Annotated in this window: 11 protein-coding genes; 8 read left to right on the top strand and 3 right to left on the bottom strand. The window is 73.0% G+C overall.

What is annotated here, in order from left to right; translation table 11 throughout:
• Positions 1-69 precede the first annotated feature (69 nt).
• From G5B56_RS11775 to G5B56_RS11755, 5 genes are all read left to right on the top strand, one after another.
• Positions 70-1,671 (top strand): ABC transporter substrate-binding protein, encoded by a 1,602-nt coding sequence (locus tag G5B56_RS11775; RefSeq protein WP_009856647.1) that lies wholly within the window; start codon positions 70-72, stop codon positions 1,669-1,671.
• 182 nt (positions 1,672-1,853) lie between these two features.
• Complete coding sequence (locus tag G5B56_RS11770; RefSeq protein WP_164963326.1) at positions 1,854-2,864, top strand: ABC transporter permease subunit; 1,011 nt, start codon at positions 1,854-1,856, stop codon at positions 2,862-2,864.
• A complete protein-coding gene (locus G5B56_RS11765) occupies positions 2,857-3,768 on the top strand; it encodes an ABC transporter permease subunit (protein ID WP_164963325.1) in 912 nt (303 codons plus the stop codon). The genes G5B56_RS11770 and G5B56_RS11765 overlap by 8 nt, the downstream gene beginning before the upstream one ends.
• A gap of 352 nt (positions 3,769-4,120) precedes the next feature.
• Positions 4,121-5,089, top strand: coding sequence for an ABC transporter ATP-binding protein (locus tag G5B56_RS11760; protein WP_164963324.1), 969 nt, complete (start codon positions 4,121-4,123; stop codon positions 5,087-5,089).
• Positions 5,086-6,054 carry a dipeptide ABC transporter ATP-binding protein gene (locus G5B56_RS11755; RefSeq protein WP_164963323.1) on the top strand — a complete coding sequence of 323 codons (969 nt, stop codon included), beginning with the start codon at positions 5,086-5,088 and terminating at the stop codon, positions 6,052-6,054. Before G5B56_RS11760 ends, G5B56_RS11755 begins: the two co-directional genes overlap by 4 nt.
• A 1-nt stretch (position 6,055) precedes the next feature.
• On the opposite strand, the gene G5B56_RS11750 is transcribed toward G5B56_RS11755, so the two are convergent.
• The gene (locus G5B56_RS11750; protein WP_009856652.1) at positions 6,056-6,442 is read right to left on the bottom strand and encodes a DUF805 domain-containing protein; all 387 of its coding nucleotides are present in this window, start codon (positions 6,440-6,442) and stop codon (positions 6,056-6,058) included.
• A gap of 84 nt (positions 6,443-6,526) precedes the next feature.
• Between G5B56_RS11750 and G5B56_RS11745 the strand changes: the two genes are divergently transcribed.
• Complete coding sequence (locus G5B56_RS11745; protein WP_164963322.1) at positions 6,527-7,540, top strand: ligase-associated DNA damage response exonuclease; 1,014 nt, start codon at positions 6,527-6,529, stop codon at positions 7,538-7,540.
• On the opposite strand, the gene G5B56_RS11740 is transcribed toward G5B56_RS11745, so the two are convergent.
• The gene (locus G5B56_RS11740) at positions 7,537-10,218 is read right to left on the bottom strand and encodes a bifunctional acetate--CoA ligase family protein/GNAT family N-acetyltransferase (protein ID WP_164963321.1); all 2,682 of its coding nucleotides are present in this window, start codon (positions 10,216-10,218) and stop codon (positions 7,537-7,539) included. The two genes, G5B56_RS11745 and G5B56_RS11740, sit on opposite strands and share 4 nt — an antisense overlap.
• Before the next feature lie 60 nt (positions 10,219-10,278).
• Between G5B56_RS11740 and G5B56_RS11735 the strand changes: the two genes are divergently transcribed.
• Together G5B56_RS11735 and G5B56_RS11730 are read left to right on the top strand one after the other, a co-directional pair.
• Positions 10,279-10,728, top strand: a complete 450-nt coding sequence (locus tag G5B56_RS11735) for a universal stress protein (protein WP_009856655.1) — start codon at positions 10,279-10,281, stop codon at positions 10,726-10,728.
• A 22-nt stretch (positions 10,729-10,750) separates the two neighbouring features.
• Positions 10,751-12,478 carry an ATP-dependent DNA ligase gene (locus G5B56_RS11730; RefSeq protein WP_164963320.1) on the top strand — a complete coding sequence of 576 codons (1,728 nt, stop codon included), beginning with the start codon at positions 10,751-10,753 and terminating at the stop codon, positions 12,476-12,478.
• Here the strand turns inward: G5B56_RS11730 and G5B56_RS11725 are convergent, their stop codons facing one another.
• The gene (locus G5B56_RS11725) at positions 12,479-13,063 is read right to left on the bottom strand and encodes a peroxidase-related enzyme (RefSeq protein ID WP_009856657.1); all 585 of its coding nucleotides are present in this window, start codon (positions 13,061-13,063) and stop codon (positions 12,479-12,481) included. It lies immediately after the preceding gene.
• Positions 13,064-13,133: the final 70 nt, after the last annotated feature.

The raw sequence follows: 13,133 nt of genomic DNA, 5'->3' as shown, positions 1-13,133 counted from the left end.
GCATGCGCGGCAACCGATGCCGCGCCCGAAGTGTTTAGCATCGCCCGCACCCCACAGGAGGACTCTTCGATGACCCGACTCCCGTCCGTCCGTCTCGCCGTCGCCGCCGCCGCGCTGCTCGCCTTCGGCGCCGCGGCCCAGGCCAAGACCCTGGTCTACTGCTCCGAAGGTTCGCCGGAGAACTTCACCCCGGCGCTCAACACCACCGGCACCAGCTTCGACGCCGCACGTCCGGTCTACGACCGGCTGACGCACTTCGTGCGCGGCAGCACCGAGGTCGAGCCGGGCCTGGCCGAGAGCTGGACGGTGTCGCCCGACGCCAAGGTCTTCACCTTCAAGCTGCGCAAGGGCGTCAAGTTCCACGCCGGCGTCAACGGCTTCACGCCGACACGCGAGTTCAACGCCGACGACGTGCTGTTCTCGTTCGAGCGCCAGTGGAAAGCCGAGCACCCCTACGCCAAGGTCTCGGGCGGCAAGTACGACTACTTCGCCGACATGGGCCTGGCGCAGGATCTCCAGGCGCTGGAGAAGCTGGACCCGTACACGGTGCGCATCACGCTGAAGCGCCCGAACGTGACGATGCTCGCCAACCTGGCGATGGACTTCGCCGCCATCCACTCGGCCGAGTACGCCGACTTCCTCGCCAAGGCCAACCGCAAGGAGCAGTTCGACCAGGTGCCGGTGGGCACCGGGCCGTTCAGCTTCGTCGCCTACCAGAAGGACGCGGTGATCCGCTACAAGGCGAATCCGGCCTACTGGGGCGCCGAGAAGGCGATGGTCGACAGCCTGGTGTTCGCGATCACGCCGGACCCGACGGCGCGCTACAGCAAGCTCAAGGCCGGCGAGTGCCACTTCGTCATCGCGCCGCGGCCGGCCGACCTGCCCGAGATGCAGAAGGACCCGAAGCTGCAGGTCATCAGCAAGCCGGGCCTGAACATCGCCTACTGGGCCTTCAACCACCAGAAGCCGCCGTTCGACAAGAAGGACGTGCGCCTGGCCTTCAACATGGCGATCGACAAGGCCGCGATCATCCGCGACGTCTATCTCGGCGCCGGCCAGGCGGCCAAGAACCTGATCCCGCCGACGATGTGGGCCTACGACGACAAGACCAAGGCCATCCCGCACGACCCGGCCCAGGCCAAGGCGCTGCTGGCCAAGGCCGGCGTGAAGACGCCGCTGGAGATCGACCTCTGGTACATGCCGGTGCAGCGGCCCTACAACCCGAACTCCAAGCGCATCGCCGAGATGATGCAGGCCGACCTGGCCAAGATCGGCGTCAACGCCAAGCTCGTCACCTACGAGTGGGGCGAGTACCGCAAGCGCATGCAGCAGGGCGAGCACATGACCGGCATGCTGGGCTGGACCGGCGACAACGGCGACCCCGACAACTTCTTCTTCCTGCACGGCTGCGACGCCGCGCGTGCCGGCGGCCAGAACCTCAGCAAGTGGTGCAACAAGGACTTCGACGACCGGCTGGAGAAGGCGCGCACGATGGCCGACCAGAAGGCGCGCCTGAAGCTGTACCAGGAGATGCAGGCCATCGAGGCCGCCGAGGTGCCCGACATGAAGATCGCGCACTCGGTCGTCTACGAGGTGATGCGCAAGGAGGTCACGGGCTTCAAGCAGAGCCCGTTCGGCTCGCACGAGTTCACCGGCGTGAGCCTGAAGTGATGAGCCCCCGGCCGTCTGGCGGCCGCCCCCCGAGGGGGCTCCGAACCCGACCTGGAGACCCGGATCGGGTTCGGCCCATCTTCCACCGCCGCTCCCCCTGGTCGCCTGCGGCGACCGGTCCCCGGGGGGGCATGGCGGCTGGTCGGCAGGCATCCGCGCCGTTTGCCGGCTGAGATTCCGGAATGTTCCGTTTCCTCCTGCGCCGCCTGGCGCTGACGGTGCCGACCTTCGTCGCGCTGATGTTCGTGACCTTCGTCGCGATCCGCCTGGTGCCGGGCGATCCGGTCGAGGTGCGGGTCGGCGAACGCGGCATCAGCCCCGAACGGCTGGCGATGTTCCGCCACGAGCTGGGCCTCGACCAGCCGGTCTGGAAGCAGTTCCTCGACTACTGCGGCCAGCTGCTGCAGGGCGACTTCGGCACCTCGCTGGCGACCAACCAGAAGGTGCTGACCGAGTTCGCGGCGCTGTTCCCGGCGACGCTGGAACTGGCCGCCGCCGGCATGCTGTTCGCGGTGCTGCTCGGCATCCCGGCGGGCACCATCGCCGCCGCGCGCCGCGGCAGCGTCTACGACCAGGTGCTGATGGGCCTGTCGGTGACCGGCTACTCGATGCCGATCTTCTGGTGGGGCCTGCTGCTGATCATGTTCGTCGCCGAGCGCTGGGGGCTGACCCCAGTGTCCGGGCGCATCGACCTGATCCAGTTCTACTTCGAGCCGGTGACCGGCTTCATGGTCATCGACGCCTGGCTGTCGGGCCAGGAAGGCGCGGTGAAGGACGCGCTGCACCACCTGGTGCTGCCGGCCATCGTGCTCGGCACGATCCCGCTGGCGGTCATCGCGCGCATGACCCGCTCGGCAATGCTCGAGGTGCTGGGCGAGGACTACGTGCGCACCGCACGCGCCAAGGGCCTGCCGCCGTGGCGTGTCGTCGGGCTGCACGCCTTGCGCAACGCGATGATCCCGGTGGTCACCATCGTCGGCCTGCAGGTCGGCACGCTGATGGCCGGCGCGGTGCTGACCGAGACGATCTTCTCCTGGCCCGGCGTCGGCAAGTGGCTGATCGAGTCGATCTCGCGCCGCGACTACCCGGCGCTGCAGGGCGGGGTGATGCTGATCTCGGCGGTCGTCATCGGCGTCAACCTGCTCGTCGACCTGGCCTACGGGCTGCTGAACCCGAGGATCCGGCATGGCTGAGGCTGCCGTCGCTGCCGCTCCAGTCGGCGAGCTGTCGCCGCTGCGCGCCTTCTGGGCCGCGTTCCGCGAGAACCGCGGCGCCGTCGCCGGCCTGGTCGTCGTCGCCTTCGTCGTGCTGCTGGCGCTGGGCGCCGACGTCATCGCGCCGTACTCGCCGACCGAGCAGTTCCGCGAGGCGGTGCGGATGCCGCCGATGTGGGCCGAGGGCGGCAGCGCGCAGTTCGTCTTCGGCACCGACAGCCTGGGCCGCGACATGCTGTCGCGGCTGATCCACGGCGCACGCGTGTCGCTGTTCATCGGCCTGGCGGTGATGGGCGTGTCCTTCGTGCTCGGCGTGCTGCTGGGCCTGGCCTGCGTGTCCTTCAAGGGGCCGCTGGGGCTGGCGGTGGACACCGCGGTGACGCGGCTGATGGACCTGATCATGGCCGTGCCCAGCCTGGTGCTGGCGATCCTGGTCGTCGCCGTGCTCGGGCCCAACCTGGTCAACACCATCGTCGCGGTGACCATCGTCTACCTGCCGCGCTACGTGCGCCTGGTGCGCGCCTCGGCGCTGGCCGAGCTCGGCAAGGACTACGTCGTCGCCGCGCGCGTGGCCGGCGTCGGCCCGGTGCGGCTGATGTTCCGCACCGTGCTGCCCAACTGCCTGTCGCCGCTGATCGTGCAGGCGGCACTCGGCGTCAGCGACGCGATCCTCGAGGCCGCCGCGCTGGGTTTCCTCGGCCTGGGCGCGCAGCCGCCGACCGCCGAGTGGGGCACGATGCTCGCCGACGCACGCGAGTTCATCCGCTCCGACCCCTGGATGGTGACGCTGCCCGGCCTGGCGATCCTGATCACCGTCGTGTCGATCAACCTGATGGGCGACGGGCTGCGCGACGCGCTCGATCCGAAGATGAGGCGGTCGTGATGGGCGGGGCTGTGTCCTTGGAACACGTGCGCCGGCGTCCAGCGTTGGCGCGCCGGGCGGCGTTCCACTGTCGTGTGCAGGTGGAGCGGGCGGCAGCCGTCGGGGGTGACTGGAGGCGGCGAGCAGCGCAGGCTTCGCGGTCGGCGCGCGTCAGCGCGCATCGTGATCTGACTCGCGGCCGACTGTTTGAGCGGAGCTCACGCAGTGAGCGCAGCGAGTTGGGCCGCGCGACCGCGAAGCCGAGCAGCGCAGCGAAGTCGGCCCGCAGGGCCGACCGCCGAGGCGGAACCCCCGGCGGCTGCCGCCCGATCCGCCCGCCGCTGTGCGTGCGAATCCTGCCGAACCACAGCTCATGAGCCTCCTCGACATCCGCAACCTGCGCGTGCGTTTCGCGACGCGCCACGGCGCCTTCACCGCCGTCGACGGCATCGACCTCGTCGTCGAGCGCGACGAGGTGCTGGCCGTGGTCGGCGAGTCGGGCTCGGGCAAGTCGGTGGCGATGCTCGCCGTGATGGGCCTGCTGCCGTGGACGGCCACCGTCACCGCCGACCGCATGGCCTTCGACGGCCAGGACCTGCGCACGCTGAGCGCCAGGCAGCGCCGCGCGCTCGTCGGCCGCGACGTCGCGATGGTGTTCCAGGAGCCGATGTCCTCGCTGAACCCGTGTTTCACGGTCGGCTGGCAGGTCGGCGAGGCGCTGGCCACGCACCTCGGGCTGGACCGCGCGGCGCGCAAGCGGCGCGTCGTCGAGCTGCTCGAGCAGGTCGGCATCCCCGACGCCGCGCGCCGCGCCTCGGCCTTCCCGCACCAGCTGTCGGGCGGCATGTGCCAGCGCGTGATGATCGCGATGGCGCTGGCCTGCCAGCCGCGGCTGCTGATCGCCGACGAGCCGACCACCGCGCTGGACGTGACGATCCAGGCCCAGATCCTGGACCTGCTGCTGGGCCTGCATCGCGAGACCGGCATGGCCCTGGTGCTGATCACGCACGACCTGGGCGTCGTCGCCGAGACCGCCGACCGCGTCGTCGTGCAGTACGCCGGGCGCCAGGTCGAGACGGCGCCGGTCGACGCCTTGTTCGCCGACCCGCACCACCCCTACACCGCGGCGCTGCTGGCGGCGCTGCCCGAGCGTGCCGTCGGCGAGCGCCTGGCGGCCATCCCCGGCGTCGTGCCGGGCCAGTTCGACCGCCCCGAAGGCTGCCTGTTCGCGCCGCGCTGCCCGCACGCGCAGCCGCGCTGCGCGACGCCGCCGGGCCCGGCGCCCGACGAACTGGGCCGCGCGCTGTGCCACTTTCCGTTGATGCTAGGAGTGCCGACGTGAGCGCCGTGCTGGTCGCCGAGGACCTGCAGCGCCGCTACGAAGTGCGCCGCGGGCTGTTCGCCAATCCGGGTGTCGTGCACGCGCTGGCCGGCGTCTCGTTCGCCGTCGAGGCCGGGCGCACGCTGGCCGTGGTCGGCGAGTCGGGCTGCGGCAAGAGCACGCTGGCGCGGGTGCTGACGATGATCGAGCCGCCGTCGGGCGGCCGGCTGCTGGTCGACGGCCAGGACGTCGCCGGCGCCGATGCCGAACGCCGCCGGGCGCTGCGCCGCGCGGTGCAGATCGTCTTCCAGAACCCGTACGGCTCGCTGAACCCGCGCCAGACGGTGGGCGCCGCGCTCACCGAGCCGCTCGAGGTGCAGGGCGAGCGCGACGCCGCGTCGCGCGAGGCGGCGGCGCGCGAGATGCTGCGCCGCGTCGGCCTGCGCGACGAGCACTACGGCCGCTGGCCGCACATGTTCAGCGGCGGCCAGCGCCAGCGCATCGCGATCGCACGCGCGCTGATGCTGCGCCCGCGGGTGCTGGTGCTCGACGAGCCGGTCTCGGCGCTCGACGTCTCGGTGCGCGCCCAGGTGCTCAACCTGCTGGCCGACCTGCAGGCCGAGCTCGGCGTGGCCTACGTCTTCATCTCGCACGACCTGGGCGTCGTGCGCCACATGGCCGACGAGGTGATGGTCATGTACCTCGGCCGCGCGGTGGAGCAGGGCGCTCGCGACGCGCTGTTCGACGCGCCGCAGCACCCCTACACGCAGGCCCTGCTGTCGGCCACGCCGACCGTCGACCCGGCGGCGCGCCGCCAGCGCATCGTGCTGGCCGGCGAGCTGCCGTCGCCGCTGTCGCCGCCGGCCGGCTGCGCCTTCCACGCGCGCTGCCCGATCGCCGAGCCGCGCTGCGCCGGCGAACGCCCGGCGCTGGCCGAGGTGGCCGGCCAGCGCGTGGCCTGCTGGCTGCGCGAGGCAGGGCGCTGAGTCAGCGCACGGGCGGCGGGCCGAAGCGGTTGGCGCCCGCCGTGCCGCGCACGAAGCCGTTGTCCAGCAGCATCCAGAGCTGGCCGATCACCGGGATCAGGCCGACGGCGACCCACCAGCCCGAGCGGTTGCGGTCGCGCCAGCGTTTGGCCGAGACGGCGATGCCGGGCCAGACGAGCAGCATGTTCAAGAGCGCGTCGCGGTGCTCGGCCTCGATGCGCGCGATGTCCAGCAGCGCGCGCCCCAGCAGCCCCAGGCCGCCGAGCGCGACGACGCCGTACAGCCAGAAGGTGCGGCGCGAGACGCGCCCGCGCGGGTCCAGCATCACGCGCAGCGGGTTGGCGCTATCGTCGTCGTCCAGCAGACGGAGTTCTCGGGGGCCGCTCATGAGTCGATTGTCGTCGGGCCGGGCCGCGGCCGGCGCCGCAGCGCGGCGCCCGCACGACACCACGCCGGCCGCGGCGCTGTGCCGATGAACGAGGACCTGCTCGTCCAGCGCCCCGAAGGCCTGTACTGCCCGGCCGGAGACTTCCACGTCGACCCCTGGCGGCCGGTGGCGCGCGCCGTCATCACCCACGCCCATGCCGACCACGCGCGCCGCGGCCACGGCGCCTACCTGGCGCAGGCCGACGGCGCCGGCGTGCTGCGCGCGCGCCTGGGCGACATCAACCTGCAGACGCTGGCCTGGGGCGAAGCCGTCCACGTCGGCGGCGTGCGTGTCAGCCTGCACCCGGCCGGCCACGTGCTCGGCTCGGCCCAGGTGCGGCTGGAGCACCGCGGCCAGGTCTGGGTGGCCTCGGGCGACTACTACGCCAGCGCCCACGCCGACGAGCGCAACCCGACCTGCCCGCCGTTCGAGCCGCAGCGCTGCCACTGCTTCATCACCGAGAGCACCTTCGGCCTGCCGATCTACCGCTGGCGGCGCCAGGCCGAGGTCTTCGCCGAGATCGACGCCTGGTGGCGCGCCAACGCCGAGGCCGGGCGCGCCAGCCTGCTGCTGGGCTACAGCTTCGGCAAGGCGCAGCGCCTGCTGGCCGGCGTCGACGCGTCGATCGGGCCCATCGTCGCCCACGGCGCGGTCGAGTCGGTCAACGAGGCCTACCGCGCCGCCGGTGTCGCGCTGCCGGCCACGCAGCCGATCGACGCGCTCGACAAGGCGGCGCTGTCGCGGGCGCTGGTCGTCGCGCCGCCGGCGGTGCGCGGAAGCGCCTGGGCGCGCCGGCTGGGCGACTGCTCCGACGCTTTCGCCAGCGGCTGGATGCAGCTGCGCGGCGCACGCCGGCGCCAGGGCGTGGACCGCGGTTTCGTGCTCAGCGACCATGCCGACTGGCCGGGGCTGCAGCGCGCCATCGTCGCCACCGGCGCCGAACGCATCATCGTCACGCACGGCGACGAGGCGGTGATGGTGCGCTGGCTTTGCGAGCAGGGGCTGGACGCCGGGAGCTTCCGCACCGAATACGGCGCCGGCGACGACGAGCCGGCCTAGAGCGTCAGCACGATGCGGCGGGTGCCCGGCTCGGGCTGCTCGACGTCGTAGTCGAAGCCCAGGCGGCCGGCCAGGTCCAGCATGCGGCGGTTCTCGCTGAGCACGGTGGCCACCAGGCGCTGCGTGCCACGCGCCTTCAGGTAGGCGATCAGCTTGCGCATCAGGCGCTCGCCCAGGCGCCCGCCCTTGATGTCCGACCGCACGACGATGCCGAACTCGGCCTCGACGTTGTCCGGGTCGCAGAGCGCGCGCACCACGCCCAGCGTCTCCTCGCCGGGGCCGTCGGTCTTGGGCGCGGTGGCGAGGAAGGCCATCTCGCGCTCGTAGTCGATCTGCGTCAGCCGCGCGAGCTCGCTGTGCTCGATGCTGCGCCGGCTGTAGAAGACCCGCATGCGGATGTCGTTCGGGTCCAGCTTGGCCAGGAACTCGAGATGCTGCTCCTCGTCTTCGGGGCGGATCGGGCGCAGCGTCAGCTGGCGGTCCTGCCAGGCGACGGTTTCGCTGAGGTCGGCCGGGTAGGGCCGGATCGCGAAGCGCCGGCTGCCGCCGGGGCCACGCGCGTCGACGCGGATGCGGGCGTCGAGTGCCAGCACGCCGTGGGCGTCGGCGACCAGCGGGTTGAGGTCGAGTTCGGCGATGCGCGGCTCGTCGGCCAGCAGCTGCGAGACGCGCACCAGCACGTCGCAGACGGCGTCGACGTCGGCTGCCGGCACGTCGCGCCAGCCGGCCAGCAGCCGGGCGACACGCGTGCGTTCGACCAGCGCGCGCGCCAGCGGCCGGTTCAGCGGCGGCAGCGCGACGGCGCGGTCGGCGACGACCTCGACCGCGGTGCCGCCGGCGCCGAACAGGATCACCGGGCCGAACAGCGGGTCCAGCGTTGCGCCGACGATCAGCTCCAGCCCGCTGGCGCGGCGCACCATGGTCTGCACCGAGAAACCGGTGATCGCCGCGCCCGGCTGGCGCTCGCGCACGCGGCGCAGCATCGCCGTGGCGGCGTCGCGCACCGAGGCGGCGTCGTCGAGGTCGAGCGCGACGCCGCCGATGTCGCTCTTGTGGCCGAGCTCCGGCGCGACGATCTTCAGCGCCACCGGGAAGCCCAGCGCCTGCGCTGCGGCGACCGCGGCCTCGGGGTCGGGCGCGACCGAGTGCGTCGCGACGACCGGCACGCCGACGGCGGCCAGCACCGCCTTGGCCTCGGGCTCGGTCAGCCACTCGCGGCCTTCGGCGAGCGCGGCGTCGATCGGCGCGTGCACCTGGGCGGCATGCCACAGCGGCTCGGGCGGGGCGGCCGGCGGCGTCTGGATCAGCAGCTCCTGGTTGCGGCGGTAGGTCTGCAGCATGCCCAGCGCCCGCACCGCGTCCTCGGGCGTGTCGTAGGTCGGCAGCCCGGCGGCGTGGCACAGCGCACGCGCCTCGCGCACCGCGTCGCCGCCGAGCCAGCAGGTCATCGGCTGCAGCGGCGAACGCTGCAGCGCCGGGATCACCGCGCGTGCGACCTCGACCGCCGGCACGATGGCCGTCGGCGCGTGCACGAACAGCAGCGTGCCCGGCGAGGTGTCGGTGTGCAGCGCGGCGATGGCGTCGACATAACGCTGCACCGGCGCGTCGCCGACGATGTCCACCGGATTGGCTCGCGACCAGCGCGGCGGCAGCACGCGGTCCAGCGCGGCATAGACCGCGGCGCTGGGTTCGGCCAGCGGCACCTCGGCGGCCTGCGCCGCGTCGGCAGCCAGCACGCCGGCGCCACCGCCGTTGGTCAGCACCGTCAGGCGCTCGCGCTCGGCGGCGGCCGGGCCGCGCAGCGACAGCCGCGGGTGCGACAGCGTCTCGGCGGCGGCGAAGAGTTCCTGCAGCGTCTGCACACGCAGCATGCCGGCGCGGCGGATCGCGGCGTCGAAGACCAGGTCGGAGGTCGCCAGAACGCCGGTGTGCGAGGCCGCGGCACGCTGGCCTGCCTGGGTGCGGCCGGCCTTGACGATCAGCACCGGCTTGTTGCGCGCCGCCGCGCGTGCGGCCGACATGAACTTGCGCGCGTCGGTCACCGTCTCGACGTAGAGCAGGATGGCGCGTGTGTGGGCGTCGCTGGCGAGGTGGTCGATCAGGTCGCCGAAGTCGACGTCGAGCTGTTCGCCCAGTGACGCGAACAGCGAGAAGCCGACGCCGCGCGCCGCCGCCCAGTCCAGCAGCGCCGTGACCAGCGCGCCCGACTGCGAGACGAAGGCCAGCGTGCCCGGTGCCGCGGTGACGTGGGCGAAGCTGGCGTTGAGCTTGAGCCGCGGGTTCAACAGCCCCAGACAGTCCGGGCCCAGCACCCGCAGCAGGTGCGGGCGGGCGGCGTCCTGCACGGCCCGGCGCTGCCCGGGCGACAGCCCGGCGGTCATCACGATCGCCGCGCGGGTGCCGCGTTTGCCGAGTTCGGCCACCAGCTTGGCGACGGTGTCCGGCGGCGTGCACAGCACGGCGAGCTCGGGCGCCTCGGGCAGGTCGGCGGCGCGGGCGTAGGCGCGCTGGCCGCCCAGCACCGGCCGGCGCGGGTTGACGGCCCAGACCGGGCCCTCGAAGCCGCTGCCGGCGGCGTTGGCCCAGACGGTGGCCCCGAGGCTGGCAGGGCGATCGGAAGCGCCGAACACCGCCACCGAGCGGGGTTCGAACAACGAATCCAGATGGCGGGTGCTCATGGGCCCAGTCTAGGGTTAACCTAAGCGCGAGAGTTGACTCGAAACCCGAAAGTCCCGGTGATGAAGATCCTGTTGCCCGTCGATGGCACCCCGTCCGCCCTGTTCGCCGTGCAGCACGCGCTGCGCCTGCGCCAGGAGGGCCTGGACGCGAGCTACGTGCTCGCCAACGTGCAGACCCCGCCGTCGCTGTACGAGGTGATGACCGCCCACGACCCGGTGGTGCTGGACGACGTGCGCCGCGCCGCCGGTGCCGACCTGCTGGCGCCGGCCGAGGCGCTGCTCGAGGCTGCCGGCGCCTCCTGGGAGAGCGAGGTGGCCGGTGGCGAGCCGGGCCACGTGCTCGTCGACCTGGTCGAGACCTACGGCTGCGACGCCGTGATCATGGGCGCGCAGGAAGAAGGCGAGGGCGTCGGCCCGGTCGCGATGGCCCTGCTCGAGCGCTGCCCGGTGCCGGTGACCGTCGTGCGTCCGCCGGTGCCGGTCGAGCCCCAGGCGGACCTGGAGCCGTAAGCCGGGCGGCGCCGGCCGCACGATGCGCCAGTTCGCCGCGCTGTACCTGCAGCTCGACGCCAGCACCGCCACCGGCGACAAGGTGGCGGCGCTGGCGCGTTACTTCGTCGAGGCGCCGGCCGAGGATGCCGCCTGGGCGGTCTACTTCCTGGCCGGCGGCCGCCCGCGCCAGCTCGTGCCGGCGGCGGTGCTGCGCGCCACCGCGCAGCAGCTCGCCGGCCTCGACGACTGGCTGTTCGAGGCCTGCTACCAGGCTGTCGGCGACCTCGCCGAGACCATCGCCCACGTGCTGCCGGCGCCCGAGCGCGCGTCCGACGGCGGCCTGGCCGAATGGGTGGAGCAGCGCCTGCTGCCGCTGCGCGGGCTGGCGCCCGCCGAGCAGGCCGCGCGCCTGGCCGAACAATGGGCGGCGCTGGACGCCACCGGCCGCTTCCTGCACGTCAAGCTGATCGGCGGCGGCTTCCGCGTCGGCGTCAGCCGGCTGCTGGTGCAGCGTGCGCTGGCCCAGGCCTCGGGCCTGGACGCCCAGCGCATCGCCCAGCGCATGATGGGCTACACCGACGCACGCGCGACGCCCAGCGCCGAGCGCTACCGGGCGCTGGTCGCCCCGGGTGAAGACGCCGCCACCGACGCCGGCCGCCCGTATCCGTTTTTCCTCGCCCACCCGCTGCAGGCCGAGCCGCCGATGCTGGGGCCGGTCGCCGACTGGCTGGCCGAATGGAAGTACGACGGCATCCGCGCCCAGCTGGTGTGCCGCGCCGGCGGCTGCTGGATCTGGTCGCGTGGCGAGGAACTGGTCACAGAGCGTTTCCCGGAGGTCGTCGCGGCCGCGACCGGCTTGCCCGACGGCACGGTGCTCGACGGCGAGATCCTCGCCTGGCACCCCGGCGACGAGCGCCCGGCGCCGTTCGCGCTGCTGCAGCAGCGCATCGGCCGCAAGACGCTGACGAGGAAGGTGCTGGCCGACGCGCCGGTGGCCTTCGTCGCCTACGACCTGCTCGAAGCCGGCGGCCGGGACCTGCGCGCCGTGCCGCAGCACGAGCGCCGCGCGCGCCTGGAGGCGCTGCTGGCGCCGACGCCGCTGCGTGTCTCGCCCGAGGTGACGGCGCCCGACTGGGCGGGCCTGGCCGCGTGGCGCGCGCAGGCGCGTGAGCGCGGCGTCGAAGGGCTGATGCTCAAGCAGCGCGGTGCCGCCTACGGCGTCGGCCGCACCAAGGCCGACGGTGTCTGGTGGAAGTGGAAGATCGAGCCTTACGCGGTCGACTGCGTGCTGGTCTACGCCCAGGCCGGGCATGGCCGGCGCGCGAGCGTCTACACCGACTACAGCTTCGCGGTCTGGAACCGCGCGCCGCGCGACGCCGCCGAAGCCGAGGCCGCCGTCGAGGCGCTGGTCGCCGCGGCCGGGCGCCGCAGCGCCGCCGAGCCCGACGCCGAGGTCGAGGTCGATGCCGGCGAGCCGCCGCTGCGCCTGGTGTCCTTCGCCAAGGCCTACTCGGGCCTCAGCGACGCCGAGTTCGCCGCCGTCGACCGCGTGATCCGGCAGACCACGCTGGAGAAGTTCGGCCCGGTGCGCAGCGTGCGGCCGACGCTGGTCTTCGAGCTCGGCTTCGAAGGCCTGGCCGAGAGCGGCCGGCACAAGAGCGGTATCGCGGTGCGTTTCCCGCGCATGCTGCGGCTGCGCCCCGACAAGCCGCTGCACGAGGCCGACACGCTGGCCACGCTGCGTGCGCTGCTGCCGCCGGCGCGCTGATCAGCTCTTGCTGCGGGGGATGCGGCCCATCAAGAAGAACTCGTCGTTGGGCCGCATGCCGATGACGTTGGCGATGCGGTTGGACAGGCCGAAGAAGGCGGTGATCGCGGCGATGTCCCAGGCGTCCTCGGCATCGAAGCCGTGTGCCGCCAGGGCCTCGAAGTCGGCCTCTCCGACCTCGTGCGAGGCGCTGCAGACCTTGAGCGCGAAGTCCAGCATCGCGCGCTGACGCGGGCTGATGTCGGCCTTCAGGGGGTTGACCGCCACCTGGTCGGCGACGAGCGGCTTCTTCTCGTAGATGCGCAGGATCGCGCCGTGCGCGACGACGCAGTACAGGCACTGGTTCCGCGCCGAGGTGGCGACGACGATCATCTCGCGCTCGCCCTTGGTCAGGCTGCCGGTCTCCTTGGCCATCAGCGCGTCGTGATAGGCGAAGAAGGCGCGCCACTCGGCCGGCCGGTGGGCCAGCGCGAGGAAGACGTTGGGCACGAAACCGGCCTTCTCCTGCACCTCGAGGATGCGGGCGCGCAGGTCCTCGGGAAGGTCCTTCAGTTCGGGCACGGGGTAGCGGGACACGGGGCTCATCGGCGGCATCGGCTTAGGTGGCGACGCCGCAGTCTCGCGGCCGGCGCGGCGTGCCGCCACCCGGGGCGAC

Origin of the sequence: Rubrivivax sp. JA1026 (assembly GCF_011065555.1) — a bacterium.
GTDB lineage: Bacteria > Pseudomonadota > Gammaproteobacteria > Burkholderiales > Burkholderiaceae_C > Rubrivivax > Rubrivivax benzoatilyticus.
This window is presented reverse-complemented; position numbering and strand designations above follow the sequence as displayed.

What these genes read in the sequence shown, in the direction of transcription:
- G5B56_RS11775 (WP_009856647.1), top strand. Translation starts at nt 70, where the DNA reads ATGACCCGACTCCCGTCCGTCCGTCTCGCCGTCGCCGCCGCCGCGCTG.
- G5B56_RS11770 (WP_164963326.1), top strand. Translation starts at nt 1,854, where the DNA reads ATGTTCCGTTTCCTCCTGCGCCGCCTGGCGCTGACGGTGCCGACCTTC.
- G5B56_RS11765 (WP_164963325.1), top strand. Translation starts at nt 2,857, where the DNA reads ATGGCTGAGGCTGCCGTCGCTGCCGCTCCAGTCGGCGAGCTGTCGCCG.
- G5B56_RS11760 (WP_164963324.1), top strand. Translation starts at nt 4,121, where the DNA reads ATGAGCCTCCTCGACATCCGCAACCTGCGCGTGCGTTTCGCGACGCGC.
- G5B56_RS11750 (WP_009856652.1), bottom strand. Translation starts at nt 6,442, where the DNA reads ATGAGCGGCCCCCGAGAACTCCGTCTGCTGGACGACGACGATAGCGCC.
- G5B56_RS11745 (WP_164963322.1), top strand. Translation starts at nt 6,527, where the DNA reads ATGAACGAGGACCTGCTCGTCCAGCGCCCCGAAGGCCTGTACTGCCCG.
- G5B56_RS11740 (WP_164963321.1), bottom strand. Translation starts at nt 10,218, where the DNA reads ATGAGCACCCGCCATCTGGATTCGTTGTTCGAACCCCGCTCGGTGGCG.
- G5B56_RS11735 (WP_009856655.1), top strand. Translation starts at nt 10,279, where the DNA reads ATGAAGATCCTGTTGCCCGTCGATGGCACCCCGTCCGCCCTGTTCGCC.
- G5B56_RS11730 (WP_164963320.1), top strand. Translation starts at nt 10,751, where the DNA reads ATGCGCCAGTTCGCCGCGCTGTACCTGCAGCTCGACGCCAGCACCGCC.
- G5B56_RS11725 (WP_009856657.1), bottom strand. Translation starts at nt 13,063, where the DNA reads ATGAGCCCCGTGTCCCGCTACCCCGTGCCCGAACTGAAGGACCTTCCC.